Origin of the sequence: Dactylosporangium sp. NPDC000244 (assembly GCF_040300725.1) — a bacterium.
Lineage (GTDB): Bacteria > Actinomycetota > Actinomycetes > Mycobacteriales > Micromonosporaceae > Dactylosporangium.
The window spans coordinates 194,875-214,995 of record NZ_JBEPEH010000006.1 but is presented as its reverse complement, the minus strand read 5'-3'; the positions used below and the strand labels follow the sequence as shown (position 1 = coordinate 214,995).

Here is a 20,121-nt window from a genome sequence, read left to right as displayed (position 1 = left end):
AACCATACAAGCAAGCCCACGGAGGAGCCTGTGAGTGCAGCGGACATGACCGAGCCGGAGACCATGACCGGGGCGGCCGCGGTCGCCACCCTGCTGGCCGGATCCGGCGTGCGCGAGGTGTTCGGCTACATCGGCACCTCGGAACTCGCGCTCGCCTCCGCGCTGCGACGACGGCTGCCCGCGTATCGCAACGCCCGCGGCGACCGTGAGGCGGTCTTCATGGCCGCGGGCGCGAGCGCCTTCCATCCCGGCCGCGCCGCGGCGCTGCTGCACGGCGCCCGCGGCCTGACCAACGCCGCCGGCGCGCTCGGCGACGCCTGGCGCAACGAGGCCGGCTTCCTGTGTCTCGTCGGGCTGCCGGGCACCGCCTCCCAGCCGTTCCTGCCGCCGCACGGCGAGCCGCGGCTCATCGAGTCCGTCGGCCACTTCGCCAAGGCGTGGTACGAGCTGCCGGCGGTCGGGTCGCCGGAGTGCACCGTGGACGCCGTCGAGGCGCTGATCGACACCGTGGCGACCGCCATCGAGACGGCGCGCGAGCAGCCGTGCGGGCCGGTCCTGCTCGGCCTTCCTCAGGACGTGCTGGAGGGCCGCTGGGTGCCGCGCGCCGCGCTCGCGAAGGCCGGCCGGCGGCGCGCCCCGGCGCCGGCACCCGCACCGCTGTCGGACGCCGTGCGGCTCATCGAGGCCGCCGACCGCCCGGTCGTGCTGCTCGACGACTACCTGCTCAAGGACGCGCGGGCCACGGCCACCCTGCGGGAGTTCACCGAACGGGTCGGCGCGCCCGCGCTGCAGGTGCGCTACCGGCGCGGTCCCATGCTCTTCGAGCGGGTCTCCGCCGCCGCGGTTCCCGCCTTCGCGGGCTGGTACGACCCGAGCCGGCCGGAGCACGCGGAGGTGCTGGCCGGCGCCGACCTGATCATCACGCTCGAGGACCGCAACATGTATCCGCGGGTCGTGGGGGACCTGCCGGACACGCGCAAGATCGCATTCACCTGCGCGCCCGAACGTACCGGCAAGAACGGCTACCTCGGCGACGACGACGTGGTGGTCAGCGGGGACACCTGCGCCAACCTGTCCATGGTCAGCGCCGCCCTGCGACGTGCGCCGCGCCGGATTCCGGCGATCCCGCCCGCGGGCGACCGGCCGGCGGACCGCTCGGAGCTGTGGCCGCTTGCGCGGACGATCGGCGAGACACTGGCCGAGGTCGGGCGACCGGTCATCGTCGATGACAGCCAGATGTTCGGCGGGCTGATGGCCCAGGCGTACGACACGCTCCCGGAGGGCACCCGCGTGCTCGGCGACCACGGCGCCTTCGTCGGCGGCGGGCTGGCGACGGCGATCGGGGTCGCGCTGGGCAACCCCGACCGTTCCGTGGTGTGCACGCTGGGCGATCAGGGCTTCACCAACGGCGTGCAGGGGCTGGTCGCCGCGCTCGAGCACCGTGTGCCCGTGACCCTCGTGGTGTGCAACAACGGCGGAAGCGTCTCGCTGCGCAAGCAGCTGGACAGCATCGACGGCGACGGCGACGCCCGCCGCGTCGAGCACCTCGACAATGTGCAGGGCTTCGACTACGTCCGGGTCGCCTCGGCGCTCGGCATGCCGGCGGACCGGGTCGTCTGGCCCGACGACGCGGACCCGCAGGCCGACGCGGTCGAGGCCACGCTGGACCGGCTCAGGGGGCTGCTGCGCGGGCACCACGCCCATCCCGGCCCGTCGCTGCTCGAGCTGGTCGTGCCGGGCCGGGCGGATGCGTGGGCGGGCATCTGGAGCGTCTCCGGGCTGGAGCCGCGCAGCGTCGGGGCGACGGCATGACGGCGCCGGGCGGCGAGGCGCTGCGGATCGCGCTGATCGCACCGCCGTGGTATCCGGTGCCGCCGCGCGGGTACGGCGGCACCGAGCTCATCGTCGACCTGCTGCGCCGCGGCCTGACCGCCCGCGGCCACGACGTCACCGTCTTCGGTGCGGAGGGCTCCGCGCCCGGCGTCGTCCCGGTCGCACCGGCGAGCTGGAGCGGCGACCTCGGACACGGCCATGCCAGCTGGGACCGGCACTTCACCTACGTGTCCCGGGTGCAGCGGCTGATGCGGGACCTCACGTTCGACGTCATCCACGACCACACCCGGCCGCCGGGCCTGCTGCTGTGGACGGCCCGGGGCCGCCCGGGCCGGCCCGGTGAGCGCGTCGTCAGCACCCAGCACGAACCGATGACCGAGCCCCGCGAGACCACCCTGCTGGAGGTCCGCGACGCGGTGCGGTTCGTGGCCGTCAGCCACGCCCAGGCGGCGACGATGACCCGGCTGGGCGCGGTCGACGTGGTGCACAACGCGGTCGACCTCGACGCCCTGCGGGTCGGCGAGCAGCCCGGCGACTACCTGCTCACGCTGGCCCGGATCACGCCGACGAAGGGCCAGCACCTGGCCATCGAGGTCGCCCGCCGGGCGGGGATGCCGCTCGTCCTGGCCGGCAAGGTCGACTCGACGCCCCAGGGACGCGACTACTTCGACAGCGCGGTCCGGCCGCACCTCGGCCACGGCGTCGAGTATCTGCCGAGCGTCACCGGCGTCGAGAAACGAGAACTCATCGCCGGGGCGGCGGCCGGGCTGTTCCCGCTGCAGTGGGACGAGCCCTTCGGACTGGCGGTGCTGGAGTGCATGGCCAGCGGCGTGCCGGTCGTCTGTACCCCGCGCGGCGCGACCGTGGAGCTGGTCCGGCCGGGCGTCAACGGCGTGCTGGCGACGGACGTGCCCGGGCTGTGCGACGGCATCGCGCCGGCCCTCGCCCTGGACCGGGTGGCCTGCGCCCGGGACGCCCGCGCGCGCTTCGGGCCGCAGCGGATGGCCCTGGAGTACGAGCGGGTGTACCGCGCCGCCGGCCGGCCGGCCCGTGATCCGTCCGCGGCGATGGCAGCGTCGGCGGGCTGACGATCGTGCAGCTGCTGCGGCTGTTCCGGCGCAACCCGGCCTACTTCAGGCTGTGGCTCGGCAACTGCATGTCGATCATGGGCGACGTCCAGTACAACGTGGCCGTCGTGTGGTTCCTCGTCAGCACCACGGGGTCGGCGGTCGCCGGCAGCGGCATCGCGGTCGGCGCGATGCTCGGCGGCATGGCCGGCGGGGTGTGCGCCGGGACCACCCTGGACGCCTGGCACCCGCGCGTGGTCATGCTCCTCGCGGACGGGGTGCGGTTCCTCGCCGCCCTCGCGGTCGGGGTGTCCTGGCTGCTGGCCGGCCCGCCCCCGGTGATCGTCCTGTACGCCCTGGCCGCCGTGCTCACCTTCTGCGGCACCTACCATCAGGCGGCCCGGTCCTCGTCGATCCCCGCCGTGGTCGACGAGGACCAGCTCATCCGGGCCGGCGCCGCGGAGAGCCTCGGATCCGGCCTGGTATCCGCCGTCGCCTGGGCGGGCAGCGGCGCGCTGATCGCCGTGCTCGGCACCGGCCAGATCCTGCTCGTCAACGCGGCCACCTTCCTCGTGCCGCTGCTGCTCGTGGCGGCGACCCGCTGGCGGCACACCCCGGCGGCGCCCGAGCCGGGAGCCCGGCGGCCCATGCTCGCCGCGTTCCGCTGGGTCCGCCGGGACGCGCTCGTCCTGCGGATGCTGACGATCGAGACGCTGCACGCACTGGTCAGCGGGCTGGTCTACGCGACCCTGCCGCTGTTCGTCCTCGTCCTGGGGGGCGGCGCCGGCCTGTTCGGCCTGCAGGGCGGCCTCAGCGCCCTCGCCATCCTCGGCGGATCGCTGTACCTCGCCCGGCGGGCCGACGCCCGCGCGGGCCGGTTCTACGTGCTGGGCATGGCGGTCAACGCGGCCGGCGTCCTCGTCATGGCCGCCTCCCCTTCCGTCTGGCCGTTCCTGGCCGGTGTCCTCGTCGCCGGGCTCGGGACACCGGCCTGGAACGCGGCCCGGCAGGTCATCTTCCAGACCGCCGCGCCCGAGGCGGTTCGCGGCCGCGTGTTCGCCATGCTGGAGACCGCGATCAACGTGGCGCTGCTGCCGACCTGGGCCGGCGGCGCCGTGCTCGCCGACGCCGCCGGGCCGCGCCTCGTCATGCTCGCGGCGCCCGCCGGGTACTGCCTCATCCTGCTCCTCGTCCTGCGCACCGGGATCGCGCGATACCGCACCGATCGCCCGGCGCCCGCCGGCGAGCCGTGTCCGGTCGTCCCCACGACGTTGTCACCACCTGGAGGCCCCGCATGAGAATCGCCCAGGTCGCGCCGCTGTTCGAGGCGGTACCTCCGGCACGGTACGGCGGTGCCGAGCGCGTCGTCAGCACGCTCACCGACGAACTGGTCCGGCGTGGGCACGATGTCGTGCTGTTCGCCAGCGGGGACAGCCGCACCGAGGCGACCCTCGTGCCGGTCACCGAGCACGCCTTGTGGCGCACCATCAGCCAGCAGCCCAACTCGAAACTCGCGCGGTACCAGACGCTGGCGATGCTGAGCGACGTGTACCGCCGGGCGGACGAGTTCGACGTGATCCACGCGCACACCGACGTGTACACGCTGCCCTTCGCCGGCCTCACCGATCGCCCGACGGTCCTCACCCTGCACGGACGGCTGGACCTGCCCGATCTCGGCTGGCTGTTCACCCGCCTGAACGGCGCGTCCCTGGTCAGCATCAGCGAGGCCCAGCGGGCACCGCTGGCGGGCCTGCCGCTGAACTGGGCCGGGTGCGTCCCCAACGGCGTCCCGATCGACACCCTCGCGTTCCGGCCCGAGCCCGGTTCGTACCTCGCGTTCCTCGGCCGCCTCGCCCGCGAGAAGCGCCCGGACCTCGCCATCGCGGTGGCGCGCGCCACCGGCCTGCCGCTGAAGATCGCCGGCGTCGTGCACTCCGTCGACCGCGAGTACTGGCACGACGAGGTGGAGCCGATGATGGCCGGCGCGGACGTGGAGTTCATCGGCGAGGTCGACGACCGGCAGAAGGCGGAGCTGCTCGGCGGGGCGCTCGCCACGCTGTTCCCCAGCGACTGGCTGGAGCCGTTCGGCCTGGTCCTCGCCGAGAGCCTCGCCTGCGGGACCCCGGTCGTCGCCCTCGACCGCGGCGCGGTCCGCGAAATCGTGCGGGACGGTGTGGACGGCTACATCTGTGCGGACGAGGCCGCGATGGTCGAGGCCGTGCACAACATCGGCCGCATCGACCGCGCGGCCTGCCGGGAACGGGCGCTGTACTTCAGCGGCGAACGCCTGGCCGAGGACTACGAGAAGCTCTACATCACCCTGTCGTCGCGGTGAGCGGGCGGGGGCCGCGGCCGCCCCGTGATCGGCCGCGGCACCCGCCCAAAACGGCGTGGATCGATCATCACGGGTGCGCCTTTCCGTGATCTTGCAAGTGAAACCCGTACCCTGCCCGTATGGGTGGCGATGAGTTCGGTGCGCTGCTGCGGCGGCACCGCGTGGCGGCCGGCCTCAGTCAGCGGGAGCTGGCCGAGCGGGTAGGGCTCAGCGTGGCGGCGATCCGCGACCTCGAGCAGGGGCGCACCCGCCGGCCGCACCGCGGGGCGGCCGAGGCGCTCGCGGAGGTGCTGGGGCTGGGCGCCGCGGGACCGGGCGCCGACGGCGACGCCCCGGTGCTGATCGGGGTGCTCGGGCCGCTGGTCGTGCAGCGCGGCGGCGAGGCGGTGCCGGTCGGGCGCGGGGCCCGGCGGGCGGTGCTCGGGCGGCTCGCGCTGTCGGCCAATGCGGCGGTACCGCTGGCGGACCTGCTCGAACTGCTGCACGACGGCGGCCGGCCGGCGGACGCCGCGGGCGCGCTCTACACGCACCTGTCACGGCTGCGCTCGGCGCTGCGCCCGGGCGGGCGCGACGGGGACCCGGTCATCCACCGGACGCCGGGCGGGTACCGGCTCGAGCTCGCCGACGACCGGCTCGACCTCGGCGCGTTCCGGCGGGACGTCCTGGCGGCCGCCGCGGCCCCGCCCGAACAGGCGCTCGATCTGCTGGAGCGGGCGGCCCGGCAGTGGCGGGGCGGGCCGCTGGAGGACGTGCCGCAGCTGCGCGACCACCCGCTCGTCACCACCGTCGTGGAGGAGCGGGTGCGGATGGCGCTGCGCCACGCCGAGCTCGCCCTCGCCGCCGGTCAGGCCCACCGCTGCCTGCCCGCCCTGCGCGACCTCGCCGCCGCGCACCCGCTCCACGAGCCGCTGCACGCGCGGCTCATCGCGGTGCTGGCGGCCGAGGGGCGCCAGGCCGACGCGCTCGCGGTCTACGGGCGCATCCGGCAGCGGCTCGTCGGCGAGCTCGGCGTCGAGCCGGGCCCCGACCTGATGGCCGCGCACCGGCGGGTGCTGCGGCAGGAGCCCGCGGTGGTACCGCAGGCACCCGCGCCGGTCGCCGCGCCCGCCCGGCCGGCACCGGCCCAGCTGCCGGCCGACCTGCAGGCGTTCGCCGGGCGCGGGGACGCCGTCGCGGCGCTCGACCGGCTCGGGTCGGCGGCCGTCATCGTCGTGTCGGGTACCGCCGGCGTGGGCAAGACGACGCTCGCCGTGCACTGGGGGCACCGGGTCCGGGCCCGGTTCCCGGACGGGCAGCTCTACGTCAACCTCCGCGGCTTCCACCCCACCGGCGACGCGGTCACGGCCGCCGAGGCGCTGCACGGCTTCCTGACCGCGCTGGGGCTGCCGCCGGGGCGGGTGCCGGGCGACCTTGAGGCGCGCGCCGCGCAGTACCGCACGCTGCTCTCCGGCCGGCGGATGCTCGTGCTGCTCGACAACGCCCGCGACGCGGACCAGGTGCGCCCGCTGCTGCCGGCCGCGCCCGGCTGCGTGGCCCTCGTCACCAGCCGCCACCGCCTCACCGGGCTGGTCGCGGCCGAGGGCGCACAGCCGGTACTGCTGGATCTGCTCCCCGCCGACGAGGCCCGCGCGCTGCTGACCCGCCGGCTGGGCGCGGAGCGGATCCGGGCGGAGGCCGAGGCGGTCGACGCGATCGTCGAGCGGTGCGCCCGGCTGCCGCTCGCCCTCGCCGTCGCCGCCGCCCGGGCGGCGACCAGGCCGGGCCTGCCGCTCGCGAGTCTCGCGGCCGAGCTGGCCGACCGCCTCGATGCGCTGCACGGCGACGAGCCCGGCACCGACGTGCGCGCCGTCCTCGACTGCTCCTACCGGCAGCTGACGCCGGCCGCCGCCCGGCTGCTGCGCCTCCTCGGCCAGCATCCCGGCCCCGACCTCGGGGCGGCCGGCGCGGCCCGGCTCGCGGGGCACGGCCAGGCCGAGGTCGCGCCGCTGCTGGCCGAGCTCACGGGCGCGCACCTGCTCGCCGAGCCGGAACCCGGCCGCTTCACGATGCACGACGTGCTGCACGCGTACGCCGCCGAGCGCGGCCGCGAGGAGGACCCCGGCCCCGTGCGGATCGCGGCCCTCGGCCGCCTCGTCGAGTACTACGTGGACACGGCCACGGCCGCCGTCGCGACCGTCCTGCCCGGCGAGTCGGAGGCCGACCTCGCCGGCTTGTTCGAGCATGTCGTCGCCGCCCGGGCCTGGCTGGACCGCGAGCGCGCCAACGCCGTCGCGCTCGCCATGCACGGCCGGCCCGCCGAGACGATCGCCATCGCCCGGACCCTGCAGCGGTACCTCGACCTGGGCTACTACACCGAGGCGCAGGACCTGCACTCCCGGGCCCGCGAGGCCGCCCGGCAGCACGGCGACCCCACCGCCGAGGCCACGGCGCTGAACCATCTCGGCGTCACCTACGTGCGGCTCGGCCGCTTCGCCGACGCCGTCGAGCTGCACCACCAGGCGCTGGAACGGTTCCGGGCGGCCGGTGACGCCGCCGGCGAGGGGCGCAGCCAGGAGCTGATCGGCAACGCCGCCTGGCGCCTCGGCGACTACGAGAGCGCCCGCAAGTACCACTACGCCGCCCTCGACACGTTCCGGGCGGCCGGCCACCGGCTCGGCGAGGCGATCCAGCTCGTCCACATCAGCACCGGCAACCGGCAGTTCGGCGACCTCGAGGCCGCGGCCGAGGGCCTCGACCGGGCCCTCATGCTGCTGCGCGAGCTCGGCGCCCGGCACGGCGAGGCCTACGCGCTGGACACGCTGGGTCTGCTCCGCCAGGAGACCGGCGCCGCCGACCGGGCCGTCGAGTGCCACGAGCAGGCCTACGCGATCTGTGCCGACATCGGCTACCCCGCCGGACAGGCGGACGCGCTGCACCACCTGGCCCGCGCGCTGCTCGTCCTCGGCCGGTCCGGGGAGGCGATCGTGCACCACCATCGCGCCCTGAGCCTGTTCCGTGAGATCGGGGCGCGCGCCCGCGAGATCGACACGCTCAACGGGCTGGGCACCGCACTGGCCGCCGCGGGCGAGCCGGACGCGGCGCGGGACCGCTACACCGAGGCCCTCGCCCTGGCCGCGGAGACCGGCGAGCGGCTCCAGGAGGCCGTCGCCCACGAGGGCCTGGCCGGCCTCCGCGCCGCGGCCGGCGACCGGGCCGGCGCCCGGCGGGCGTGGCGGCACGCCCTGACCGTCTACACCGACCTTGGCCTGCCCGACGCCGAGCGGGTCAGCGCGGCGCTGCGGGGAGCTCGAAGATCAGCTCCGTAAGAGGCTCTTCGTGCGCGCGACGCGATCACCCGGCGGCGGTGAGGGTGCCGCCGGCCGCGGCACTAGCGTCGAATCCGTGCTGTCAGATCAGGCCCGCCAAGTCGTGGCGGCGACATTGCCGGCCGTGACCGACAACATCCGGACCATCGCCGACCGGTTCTACCAGCGGCTCTTCACCGCGCACCCCGAGCTGATCGACGGCATGTTCAACCGGGGCAACCAGGCCACCGGCGCGCAGCAGCAGGCCATCGCGGGCGCCGTGGTGGCCTTCGCACGGGCCCAGGTGGAGTCGCCGGAGCACCCGGTGGAGCGGCTGCTGACGCGGATCGGGCACAAGCACGCCTCGCTCGGTGTCGAGCCCGGGATGTACGGCATCGTCCACGACCACCTGATGGCCGCGATCGTCGACGTGCTCGGCGAGGCGGTGACGCCGCCGGTCGCGGCCGCCTGGGACGAGGTGTACTGGCTGCTGGCCCACGCGCTGATCAACATCGAGCGCGGGCTCTACAGCGGGCACGGGCTCACGCCCAGGACGGTGTGGCGGACGTGGGAGGTCGCGCGGCGCATCCCGGAAACCGACGACGTCGTCACGTTCGTCGTCCGCCGCGTCGACGACCGGCTCGTGCGCCGGTCGCTGCCGGGACAGTACGTCACCGCGCTGATGCCGATGCCCGACGGCGTCCGGCAGCCGCGGCAGTACAGCCTCAGCCACGCCGACGACGGCCGCCACCGCCAGTTCTCGGTGAAGCGGATCCACGGCGAGGGCGGCCCCGACGGCGAGGTGTCGACGCTGATGTGCCAGGACCTGCGCGTCGGCGACCGGGTGACGCTGTCGGCGCCCTACGGCGACGTCGTGCTCGACGACTCCGGCCGCCCGGTCGTGTTCGCGAGCGCCGGCATCGGGGTCACGCCGATGGCCGGGATGCTGTCCCACCTCGTCACCGCGGAGTCGGGCCTGCGGGTCATGGTGCTGCACGCCGACCTGGACGAGGAGTCCTTCCCGCTGCGCGGCCAGATCGTCGACGACATCGCGAAGCTGCCCGGCGCGACGCTGCACGTGTGGTACGAGCGGGGCGCCGACGCGGGGATGCCGGTGGACGATGTGTTCGCGGGCCTCATGGACATCTCCCAGGTCCAGCTGCCGGACAACGCCCTCTACTACCTGTGCGGCCCGCTGCCGTTCATGCGGTACGTGCGCGGCGCCCTGATCGAGCGCGGCGTGGCGCCGAGCGACATCCGGTACGAGGTGTTCGGCCCGGACCTGTGGCAGGCGGACGTCGAAGACTAGTCCCGCAGCCGGGCGGGTTTAACCGTGTCCGCGCCGGAAAGTACGCGGCCGGAACGCGGGCCGCAGCGAGGGGAGCCGGGATGGCGACGTACGGCTATCGATGCCCCCGCGACGGTGACTTCGACGCCTTCTTCCCGATCGGTGAGGCCGCCGCGCGTGTTTCGTGCCGGGTCTGCGGCGGCGAGGCGGTGAGGGTCTACACCGCGCCGCTGCTCGGCCGCTCGCCCGGCCCGCTGGCCGCGCACATCGAGCGGTCGGAACGCAGCGCGGAAACGCCCGAAGTCGTGTCCGGCCCGCCCGTGCGACGCGGGCCTCGACGGCCGGTCCATCCCGCGACCGCGCGCCTGCCGAAGCCCTGACCGCGACCGTGCCGAGACGAAGGGGTACCGATGCCGGAGCTGCTGTTCCCGCTGGACTCGACGCGCAGGTTCACCGACCAGGAGAAGATCGGCCACAACCGCTGGCACCCCGGCATTCCCCCGGCGGTGACGGTACGCCCGGGGCAGTGCTTCCGTGTCCACTGCCGGGAGTGGTTCGACGGCGCGATCCACAACGACGACTCCGCCGAGGACATCCGCGATGCGCCACTGTCGGTGGTGCACGCGCTCAGCGGGCCGTTCGCCGTGCAGGGCGCCGAGCCGGGTGACCTGCTCATCGTCGACATCCTCGACCTCGGCCCGATCCCCCAGGAGGACTCCGGCCCGCTCGCCGGCCAGGGCTGGGGGTACACCGGCATCTTCGCCAGGCGCAACGGCGGTGGCTTCCTGACCGAGCAGTTCCCCGACGCGTACAAGGCGATCTGGGACTTCCGCGGCGAGCGCGCGACCTCGCGGCACGTGCCGTCGGTCTCGTTCACCGGGATCACGCACCCCGGGCTCATGGGTACCGCACCCTCGGCCGAACTGCTCGCCAGGTGGAATCGGCGGGAGGGCGCCCTGCGCAGCACCGACCCCGATCGGGTGCCCCCGCTGTCGCTGCCGCCCGAGCCCCGCGACGCGATCCTCGGCAGCCTCTCCGGCGCGGACTTCGACCGGGCCGCGTCCGAGGCGGCGCGCACCGCACCACCGCGCGAGAACGGCGGCAACCAGGACATCAAGAACTTCACGCGAGGCACCCGCGTCTTCTACCCGGTGTACGTTCCCGGCGCCAATCTCTCCGTCGGCGACCTGCACTTCTCGCAGGGCGACGGCGAGATCACCTTCTGCGGCGCGATCGAGATGGGCGGCTTCATCGACCTGCACGTGGACCTGATCAAGGGCGGCATGCAGACGTACGGCGTCGAGGAGAACGCGGTCTTCCTCCCCGGCAACACCCCGCCGCAGTACAGCCAGTGGCTCGCCTTCTCCGGGCTGTCCGTCACCGTCGAGGGCGAGCAGCGCTACCTGGACTCCCAGCTGGCGTACCAGCGCGCCTGCCTGCACGCCATCGACTACCTCACCAAGTTCGGCTACGCCCCGGAGCAGGCGTACCTGCTGCTCGGCGCCGCCCCGATCGAGGGACGCCTCTCCGGCGTCGTGGACATCCCCAACTCGTGCGCCACCGTGTACATCCCGACCGAGATCTTCGACTTCGACGTGCGGCCGACGGCCCGCGGACCGGCCCGCATCGACCCGGGCCAGGGCGCGCCGACGGCCCGCTGACGCGGTCGCCGGCTCAGAACAGCGGCGTGAACACGGCCCGGTAGCCCTCGCCGTTGGGCTTGGTGCACTCCAGCATCCAGTACTCGCCGGGGCGCACGACGCCGCCGATGTGGCTGTCGACGCGCCCGCCGGAGTTGGCCTCGCCGACACACTGCGCGGGCGGGTGCTGCGGCCCGACGAACAGGCGTACACGGCTTGACGCGCCGCCGACGTAGTACGCGCTCACGTATCCGTGGCCGTCCGCGCGGTACACCTGATTGAACCCGGGCGTGAACCGCGGAGCCCCCGCGTTGGCCGTCAACCACGCAACACGCCGCTCCAGCTCGGCGACCCGCGCCTCCAGCTGCGCCACCCGATCTTCGCTCTCCGGCATCGGGCAACAGTAGACCGCCGCCCCGGCGGACAACAGTGGCCGCGGTCGGCGACCGCGGCCACTGTACGAGCTCGATGGCGCTACGCGCCCGGGCCCACCTCCAGCGTGCTGAGCCCGGCGTCGCCCGCGTGCCACGTGGTGGTCACGGCGACGTACCGCGCGGTGACGGCCGGCTTGACCGAGCCGAGCCGCGTGCCCGCCGCGACCGAGCCGACGTCGGTGAACGTCAGGCCGTCGTCACTGACCGACACGGTCGCCGCCGGCACCCGCGCCCCGTTCCAGCTCAGCCTGACCGTGCCGATCGCGGCGGACCGCCCCAGATCGACGACCATGCGCCCGCCCGGTCCGGGAACCCAGGCCGTGCCTGCGTCGCCGTCGACGGCGAGGGCCGGCGACGTCATGCCCTGCGGGAGCACCGACGCGGGGAAGGTCTCGGTGCCGAGCGCGAGATCCGCGACCGGGTACGGGTGGGCGGAGGGGTACGACACCGTCTGAACCTTGCCCGTCGGCGGCAGGCCCGCGCCCTGCACCTCCCCGGTCTCGAGGTTGCGCAACTGCACCGAGCGGACGGTGCCGTTGGAGGAGACCTGGATGGTGCGCCCGTCGGTGACCACGGCGGTCAGTCCGGCCGGAGCCGTCCCCTTGCCCGGCGTAACCGCGGTGACCCGCGGAGCGAGCACGACGGCCGAGCCCGGGCGGAGCGTCACGTCCAGCACGGAGGACGTCGCCCCCACGCGCTGCGTGCCGGCGTACAGCGGAACAGCACCCCCGTCGTGCGGGATCGTGACCGCTGTGGTGACCCCGGCCCCGGAGAGGTTGAAGACGACCAGGAAGCCGTCGACCAGCGCGGCCTGCGTGGCGGGGCTCGACGTCGTCGGCTCGGGCCGCGCGGCCTGCGCGGCCGTCGCGGCGGTGGCGCCCGGCACCATCTCGATCAGGCGCGGCCCCTGGCCGCCGTCGGCGAGGCGGATCACCTGCTGGGTGTCGCTCGCGCGGGCGACGGTGATCGGGGCGTTGGAGCCGCGGACGACGAACCCGCCCTTGTTCTCGACGGAGATCCACCCGCCGGCCGACTCGAGCACGCGGTTGCCGGTCTCCCGGTGCCGCGCGACGTCCTGCCAGGTGACGCCGTCCATCGAGGTCTGGACGAGGTACTCCTCCCCCGCCGCGGACTCCCAGCCGAGCTGCACCTGCGACACGGCGGTGGGTGCGCCGAGGTCGACCTGGATCCACGAGTCGCCGCGGAGCCGGTCTGCCTTCGACACCGCCCAGCGCGTGGTCGGGCTGCCGTCGGTGACGGCGCTCGCGGGGAGCCCGGTGTCGGCGCTCGACGCCGTCACCGGCCGCGAGGCCGCGAGGTCTGTGCCGTTGGACGAGAACGCCCGGAAGTGGTACAGCGAGTAGCCGTACTGGGCGTTGCCCCGAACCCCCTGCATCCGCACGTAGCGCGCCGTGACCGCCGCCGGTGCCGTCTGCCCGGGCGGGGTCAGGTCCAGGGTGTCGAGGCGCGCGACGTTGACGTCCGCCGGGGCGTTGCCGTAGGCCGCAGCCGTGCGCCAGGTCTGCCCGTCGTCGGAGACCTGGACCAGATACCGGGCGCCGGCCGCCGACTCCCACGCGAGGCGGACCGACCCCAGCTTGGTCGGGGCGCCCAGGTCGACCTGGAGCCAGGAGTCCGGCCGGGTGCGCTCGGCGACCGAGACGGCCCAGCGGGTCGACGGGTTGCCGTCGGTGACACGGGCGGCCAGGTACCCGGTCCCGGCGTCCTCGCTCGACGCCGTCGCCGGCTTGCCGGCCGCGACATCGGTGGGCGTCGCCGAACCGTCGCCGGGGCCGTATGCGTGCAGCGCGTACATCGAGTAGCCGTACTTGGCGTTGCCCTGCTGACCGAGCATGCGCACGTACCGGGCCGTGGTGGGCGCGTCGAACGTGAGCTCGTCCACGCGGGCGGCCTTCGCGTCGGCCGGGTCGGCGGGGATCTTGGCCACCGGGGCGATCGTGGTGGCGCCCTCGGCCGTCGTGTAGGTCCGCGAGCCGTTGAGCCCGAACGCGCCGCCCATGTTGAGGTTGCGGACCGAGACGATGCCGTCATCGGCTCCGGCGCCCGTGGAGGCGTAGACCGCCGCGCCCGTGGGCAGCGTCACCTGCCCCGCGTAGCCGGACCCGACCTGGAAGACCGACGCCGTGCCGTCGAACCCGTCGCGCGGCCGTACGTAGGTCGCGACATCGCGGGAGGCGACCTTCGCGCTCGTCGACGGGTACAGGAACGGCGTCCCGCCCGAGATCTGGAACAGCCACGAGTCCTGGCCGGGCACCCACGGGAACTTGACGTACCCGGGCTTGCTGAGGGCGGCGGCCCACGCCTTCGTGGTCTGCTGCATGACGATCCCCGCGCTCGCGCCGTAGTCGCGCACGCCCGCGGCCGCGGCGAACGCCTGCGCGTCGGTCAGGGGCTGCACGGGCCCGGCGGCCGAGCCGGCCGCGTGCTCGTGCAGCAGGTAGGAGATCGCGATCTCCGCACGCGCCTCGGGCTCGTACTTCGCCTCGCCGGAGAACTTCGCCAGCCGGTTCACCGGCGCATACGCCTGGTATGCGGCCAGGCCCGCGGCCAGGTGCTTCTCGGCGGTGACCGCCTCGGGGCGGCGCAGGACCTGGCCGACGAACGCCAGCGGGATCACGTCGCGGCCGTACAGGAACTCGCGGTCGGCCACCATCGGCATGAAGGGCTCACCCTGCGCCGACATGTCGAGCAGGAGCGAGTTCCACAGCTCGGCCGAGTTCGGCTGGTTGAGCAGAACATCGGGCACGGGCCGGCCGTTGAGGATGAACTGGATGGAGTTGCGGCCGCCCGAGCGCCAGATGTCCGACTGGTAGTGCGGCGCGAAGCTCCCGTGGTTCTCCACGAGGTAGGTGTCGCTGATGTTGCGCATCACGTTGCTCGAGATCGGCGCCCCGCCGACCTGGGCCGGGTTGTTGCGGTCCGCGGTCGGCTGCCCGGCCGCGTTGCGGGCCCAGGTGTTCAGCTGCTCGGTCCAGCGCCCCGCATCGGGGTCGTCGGGCGCCCACGCGACGCCCGGGGACAACGCCTGCGTGTAGACGCCGGACTCCTCCAGCGCCGTGTCTCCCTGGTAGGCGCCCTCGGGCCACCGCGCGTCCCAGCTGCCCGACAGCGGGTCCTGCGCGAAGTTCAGATCGGCGGTGTACTTCGCCTGGCCCGTGGCGATCGTCTTGAGGTTCGCCTGCGTGACCGCGTCCAGGTCGTTCCACATCAGCCGGCCGGCGTCGAGGAAGTACGACTCGAATGTCGAGTCCCAGAAGAGCTTCTTGCCCCACGTGCCGTTCGACCGCACGAGCCGGTTGTCCGCGGCGAACTTCTTGATCGTGGCCAGCGTGTGCGCCCGCAGCACGTCCTTGCTCACGCCCGCGAGGTCGGCGTCGTAGTCGCCGTGCGTGAGCAGGACGGCGTTGCCCAGGACGACGGCGAAGTTGAAGTCCGTCAGCTGGTACGCGCCCGCCGCCGGGTCCCACACCGTCTCGACCCACCGGGTGTGGCGCAGCAGTGCCCCGTAATAGTCGGCGGCTATGGCGTCCGGGGCGCCGAAGGCGGGGGTGTCCTCGGCGACCGCCGCCGGGGCGGTGAGCGCCGCGGTCACGACGAGCGCCGCGGCCGCGGCGGTTGTCGCGACTGCGGAGAGCAGACGGCGCATGTATTGCCCTTTCAAGTGACCGACCCGAATCCGAGCTCTCGGCGCAGGAACTCCCATTGGATGTCGACGCGTGGCCCTATCGACCATCTTTTCCAGGGAGTTGGGGTTACCCGCAGCCTCGATACTCCGATCAATCGATCGGATGAATGATCATTGAGTTTCGCGGTTCCGATCGGAAGATGTCAAGACGCTAATACGAATTATCATGCGCCGGCAGATCATGCTGAAAAGTCCGTTCACAGGTGGGGCGGAAGCTGGCAGAAAGCCATACGGCGATCGCTCTCGCCCGGTGTTCGGGTCTGGCACTGTGGCCGGCCCACCGCGGTACCGTCGAAGTGGCAGCCGCCGGAGAACGCCAGGCAAGCAGTCGCCGAAACGTCGAACATCACCACTGACGGCAGGAGGTGCCGGCCGTGAGCAAGATTGTGGACAAGGCGAAGGAATTCCTCGGCAAGCACGACGACAAGGTCGACGAGGGGCTGGACAAAGCCGGTGAGCAGGTCGACCGGCGCACCGGTCAGAAGTACACCGGGCAGGTGCAGAAGGGGGTCCAGACGGCGAAGGAACACACCGGAGAAGGCGACACGACGAAGTAGCGCTTCGGCGGCGGCGGCCTGAATGCACCGACCGATCGGCATCGGTGCCCGGGACGGGGACCGGAACCCCGCGCGGGTCAGCCGGCGGTCGGGGCGGCCAGGGCTCGAAGGGCGACCGCTTGACTGGCGGCGAACGCGGCGACGTCGACGGCTGTCGCCAGGATCGCCGCGACCACGAGCACGGCGACCGCCGTGGCGGACGCGGCCGCGACAACGGCGGCCGCGAGCACATTTCGCAGCCGCTCTGCCAAAAGTAGGCACGGCATGTCGCATCGACACGCACCTTGATGCGATCATGAACGGGAGGTGAACACTCGGAATCGTCGCAGTGATGGGTCCACAACGGCGTGGATGTCTCTCGGACGAACCACGCCGGAAGGATGACCATGTCGACCCGGGAGACCCTTGACTCGATCTTCACCACGGTGATGCGCCGCAATCCGGGTGAGCACGAGTTCCATCAGGCGGTACGCGAAGTGCTCGACAGCGTCGCGCCCGCCCTGGACAAGCACCCCGAATACGCGCAGGCCAAGATCATCGAGCGGATCTGCGAGCCGGAGCGGCAGATCATCTTCCGGGTGCCCTGGGAGGACGACAGCGGCGAGGTGCACATCAACCGCGGGTTCCGGGTGGAGTTCAACTCCGCGCTGGGCCCGTACAAGGGAGGCCTGCGGTTCCACCCGTCGGTCTACCTCGGGATCGTGAAGTTCCTCGGGTTCGAGCAGCTGTTCAAGAACGCCCTGACCGGCATGCCGATCGGCGGTGGCAAGGGCGGGTCCGACTTCGACCCGAAGGGCCGCTCCGACCGTGAGGTGATGCGGTTCTGCCAGTCGTTCATGACGGAGCTGTACCGGCACATCGGCGAGTACACCGACGTGCCGGCCGGGGACATCGGCGTCGGCGGCCGCGAGATCGGCTACCTGTTCGGGCAGTACAAGCGCATCACGAACCGGTACGAGTCCGGCGTGCTCACCGGCAAGGGTCTCGCCTACGGCGGTGCTCAGGTGCGGCGGGAGGCGACCGGCTACGGCGCGGTGTTCTTCGCCGAGGAGATGCTGCGCGCCGCCGGTGACAGCATCGAGGGCAAGCGGGTCGTGGTGTCCGGCTCCGGCAACGTGGCGATCTACGCGATCGAGAAGGTCCATGAGCTCGGCGGCGTCGTGGTGGCCTGCTCCGACTCGTCCGGATACGTGCGCGACGACAAGGGCATCGACCTGACGGTCCTCAAGGAGCTCAAGGAGGTGCGGCGGGAACGGCTCGGGCAGTACGTCCACCATCGCCCGCACGCGACGTTCACTCCCGGGAAGGGGCTGTGGCGCGGGGTGCCCTGCCAGATCGCGATCCCGTCGGCCACGCAGAACGAGATCGACGCCGACGACGCGGCCGCCCTGGTGGCCGGAGGCTGTATCGCCGTGGTGGAGGGGGCCAACATGCCGACGACGCCGGAGGCCGTACGCCTCTTCACCGACGCCGGCGTGCGCTTCGCCCCCGGCAAGGCCGCCAACGCGGGCGGGGTCGCGGCCAGCGCGCTGGAGATGCAGCAGAACGCCAGCCGCGACTCGTGGACGTTCGAGTACTCGGAGCAGCGCCTTCGGGGCATCATGCGCGACATTCACGCCCGCTGCCATGCCACGGCGGAGGAGTACGGCATGCCGGGCAACTATGTCGCGGGCGCCAACATCGACGGATTCCGGATGGTCGCCGAGGCGATGCTCGCCCAGGGCCTGATCTGAGCGTGCAACCAACTGCTAGTTGAGCCTCACGACGGGACGTGTGCGGGCGCGGCGCGGGTGGCCCGCGCCCGCAGCAGGCCGACGATCGCGTCGACCAGGCCGGCCGCCACCGCGTCCCACGCCGGGTCGCGCAGGCCGGCGTCGGCGAGAGCCCGCTCCCGCTCGGCACAGGTGTGCACGACGAGCAGACGGACCATCTCGTGACGCTCGGCGCGCACCTCCGGCGACAGGTGCGGCAGGCACCGGTCGAGGCCGGCGCGCACGGCCCGCACGGTCGGCGTGGCCAGCGCGTCGTCGACCACGATGCCGCGCAGCACCGGGTCGGTCATGAGTTGCGCGGCGAACCGGGCGTACCAACTGGGCGTGCCGAGGTCGGCCAGATGGTCGGTGACCGGGCGAACGAGGCAGACCACCCAGTCGCGCAGCCGGTCGCGGCCCGCGCAAGCACGGAGTAATCGGGCGCGGATCTCTTCCATGGGCAGGGCATGCTCGCGCAGCACCGCGCGGATCAGGTCGGTCTTGGTGCCGAAGTGGTAGCCGACCGCGGCGTTGTTGCCCTGGCCGGCGACCTCGCTGACGAGGCGGTTGGAGACGGCGGAGAGTCCGCGCTCGGCAAAGAGCCGCTCGGCCGCGGCGAGGATCGCCGCGCGTGTCTCCCCCGCCCGGGGCGCCCGCCCACTCGCCATGGCTCAGTATGCACCGCTCCAGGCATCGACACCGGTCCCGAGCCTTGTTTCAGTCAGTCGATTGAATTAGTGTCGAGTTTATCGATGTCACGCACAGTGCCTACACCATGACGTGAGGATGCGATGACCGAGACCGAACTCCCCGAATACCCGATGACCCGCGCGGCCCGCTGCCCGTTCGACCCGCCACCGGCCCTGCGCGAGCGGCAACGCGACGAGCCGCTGGGCAAGGTGCGCACGTGGGACGGCCACACCGCCTGGCTCGTCACCCGCTACGCCGACCAGCGCGCCCTGCTCGCCGACCCGCGGGTCAGCGCCGACGTGACGCGCCCCGGCTATCCGCTCACCGGGCCGCTGCGCACCGGCGGTGGCACGATCGGGTTCATCCTCATGGACGATCCCGAGCACGCCCGCCTGCGCCGCATGGTCACCGCGCCCTTCGCCATCCGCCGGGTCCGCGCACTGCGCCCGGCGATCCAGCAGATCGTCGACGACCTCATCGACGGCATGCTCGCCGGCCCGCGCCCGGTCGACCTGGTCGAGGCGTTCGCGCTGCCGGTGCCGTCCCTCGTCATCTGCCGGCTGCTCGGCGTGCCCTACACCGACCACGAATTCTTCCAGTCCAACAGCCGCATTTTGATCCGCCGCACCGCGACGCCCGACGAGCGGGGCGCGGCATTCCAGGCGATCTACGACTACCTCGACGACCTGATGGCGACGAAGATCGCGTCCCCGCAGGACGACCTGCTCTCCGAGCTCGGCGCGCGCGTGTCCGCCGGGGAGCTGACCCGCCGCGAGGCTGCCGGCACCGGCGTCCTGCTGCTCATCGCCGGCCACGAGACGACCGCCAACATGATCGCGCTCGGCACTCTCGCCCTGCTCGAACACCCCGACCAGCTGGCCTTGCTGCGAGACGGCGGCGATCCCTCCACCGTCGACAGCGCCGTCGAGGAACTGCTGCGCTACCTGAACATCACCCACAACGGTCGCCGTCGCGTCGCCCTCGAGGACATCGAGATCGGGGGGTGCACCATCCGCGCGGGCGAGGGCCTGATCCTCGCGAACGACATCGCCAACCGCGACCCCGACGCCTTCGCCGATCCCGACGCCCTCGACGTGCGCCGCGACGCGCGCCGTCATGTGGCGTTCGGCTTCGGCGTCCATCAGTGCCTCGGCCAGCCGTTGGCCCGTACGGAGTTGCAGGTCGTCTACGGCACGCTGTACCGCCGCATCCCGGGCCTGCGCCTGGCCACCACGCTCGACCGGATCCCGTTCAAACACGACGGAGCCGTCTACGGCGTCTACGAACTGCCCGTGACGTGGTGAGCGCGGTGCACGTGACCGTCGACCAGTCCAGCTGCATCAGCTCCGGCCAGTGTGTCCTCACCGCGGGCGACGTCTTCGACCAGCGCGAGGAAGACGGCGTCGTCACCCTGCTGACCGGCACTCCCCCGGAGTCGCTTTCGGCCGATGTACGCCACGCGGCTCTGCTCTGCCCCGCCCGCGCCATCACCGTCGACGAGTCACCCGGCCCGCCGCCCTCGGCATGACCCTGGAG

16 protein-coding genes are annotated in these 20,121 nt (G+C 73.2%); 12 read left to right on the top strand and 4 right to left on the bottom strand.

The features are described 5' to 3' along the window. Positions 1-30: 30 nt before the first annotated feature. The 8 genes from ABT369_RS10750 (at position 31) to fmdA (ending at position 11,468) form a co-directional block, all read left to right on the top strand. On the top strand, positions 31-1,812 hold the full coding sequence (locus tag ABT369_RS10750) for a thiamine pyrophosphate-binding protein (RefSeq protein ID WP_350611512.1): 1,782 nt from the start codon (positions 31-33) through the stop codon (positions 1,810-1,812). Next, a complete protein-coding gene (locus tag ABT369_RS10745; protein WP_350611511.1) occupies positions 1,809-2,921 on the top strand; it encodes a glycosyltransferase family 4 protein in 1,113 nt (370 codons plus the stop codon). The genes ABT369_RS10750 and ABT369_RS10745 overlap by 4 nt, the downstream gene beginning before the upstream one ends. A 5-nt stretch (positions 2,922-2,926) precedes the next feature. Next, positions 2,927-4,198: an MFS transporter gene (locus ABT369_RS10740; protein ID WP_350611510.1), complete on the top strand. Its 1,272-nt coding sequence runs from the start codon at positions 2,927-2,929 to the stop codon at positions 4,196-4,198. Next, a complete protein-coding gene (locus tag ABT369_RS10735) occupies positions 4,195-5,235 on the top strand; it encodes a glycosyltransferase family 4 protein (RefSeq protein ID WP_350611509.1) in 1,041 nt (346 codons plus the stop codon). Before ABT369_RS10740 ends, ABT369_RS10735 begins: the two co-directional genes overlap by 4 nt. A 119-nt stretch (positions 5,236-5,354) precedes the next feature. Beyond that, the gene (locus ABT369_RS10730; RefSeq protein ID WP_350611508.1) at positions 5,355-8,540 is read left to right on the top strand and encodes a tetratricopeptide repeat protein; all 3,186 of its coding nucleotides are present in this window, start codon (positions 5,355-5,357) and stop codon (positions 8,538-8,540) included. A gap of 124 nt (positions 8,541-8,664) precedes the next feature. Next, positions 8,665-9,828, top strand: a complete 1,164-nt coding sequence (locus tag ABT369_RS10725; RefSeq protein ID WP_350611507.1) for a globin domain-containing protein — start codon at positions 8,665-8,667, stop codon at positions 9,826-9,828. An 80-nt stretch (positions 9,829-9,908) separates the two neighbouring features. Then, the gene (locus ABT369_RS10720) at positions 9,909-10,187 is read left to right on the top strand and encodes an FmdB family zinc ribbon protein (protein ID WP_350611506.1); all 279 of its coding nucleotides are present in this window, start codon (positions 9,909-9,911) and stop codon (positions 10,185-10,187) included. A gap of 30 nt (positions 10,188-10,217) precedes the next feature. After that, positions 10,218-11,468 (top strand): formamidase, encoded by a 1,251-nt coding sequence (gene fmdA, locus ABT369_RS10715; RefSeq protein ID WP_350611505.1) that lies wholly within the window; start codon positions 10,218-10,220, stop codon positions 11,466-11,468. Between the two features lie 13 nt (positions 11,469-11,481). On the opposite strand, the gene ABT369_RS10710 is transcribed toward fmdA, so the two are convergent. Further along, positions 11,482-11,841: a hypothetical protein gene (locus ABT369_RS10710; RefSeq protein WP_350611504.1), complete on the bottom strand. Its 360-nt coding sequence runs from the start codon at positions 11,839-11,841 to the stop codon at positions 11,482-11,484. 80 nt (positions 11,842-11,921) lie between these two features. After that, positions 11,922-15,548: a discoidin domain-containing protein gene (locus tag ABT369_RS10705; RefSeq protein WP_350611503.1), complete on the bottom strand. Its 3,627-nt coding sequence runs from the start codon at positions 15,546-15,548 to the stop codon at positions 11,922-11,924. A gap of 413 nt (positions 15,549-15,961) precedes the next feature. Here ABT369_RS10705 and ABT369_RS10700 point away from each other — a divergent pair, with 413 nt between their 5' ends. Further along, the gene (locus ABT369_RS10700) at positions 15,962-16,144 is read left to right on the top strand and encodes an antitoxin (protein WP_350611502.1); all 183 of its coding nucleotides are present in this window, start codon (positions 15,962-15,964) and stop codon (positions 16,142-16,144) included. A 77-nt stretch (positions 16,145-16,221) separates the two neighbouring features. On the opposite strand, the gene ABT369_RS10695 is transcribed toward ABT369_RS10700, so the two are convergent. Beyond that, positions 16,222-16,374: a hypothetical protein gene (locus tag ABT369_RS10695; RefSeq protein WP_350611501.1), complete on the bottom strand. Its 153-nt coding sequence runs from the start codon at positions 16,372-16,374 to the stop codon at positions 16,222-16,224. A gap of 150 nt (positions 16,375-16,524) precedes the next feature. On the opposite strand from ABT369_RS10695, the gene gdhA reads away from it, so the two are divergent. Next, positions 16,525-17,877, top strand: coding sequence for an NADP-specific glutamate dehydrogenase (gene gdhA / locus ABT369_RS10690; RefSeq protein ID WP_350611500.1), 1,353 nt, complete (start codon positions 16,525-16,527; stop codon positions 17,875-17,877). 26 nt (positions 17,878-17,903) lie between these two features. Here gdhA and ABT369_RS10685 read toward each other — a convergent pair whose 3' ends face one another. Beyond that, on the bottom strand, positions 17,904-18,563 hold the full coding sequence (locus ABT369_RS10685) for a TetR/AcrR family transcriptional regulator (RefSeq protein WP_350611499.1): 660 nt from the start codon (positions 18,561-18,563) through the stop codon (positions 17,904-17,906). Positions 18,564-18,686: 123 nt separating this feature from the next. Between ABT369_RS10685 and ABT369_RS10680 the strand changes: the two genes are divergently transcribed. Continuing rightward, the gene (locus ABT369_RS10680) at positions 18,687-19,889 is read left to right on the top strand and encodes a cytochrome P450 (RefSeq protein WP_350611498.1); all 1,203 of its coding nucleotides are present in this window, start codon (positions 18,687-18,689) and stop codon (positions 19,887-19,889) included. Positions 19,890-19,894: 5 nt separating this feature from the next. Beyond that, complete coding sequence (locus tag ABT369_RS10675) at positions 19,895-20,113, top strand: ferredoxin (RefSeq protein ID WP_350611497.1); 219 nt, start codon at positions 19,895-19,897, stop codon at positions 20,111-20,113. Positions 20,114-20,121: the final 8 nt, after the last annotated feature.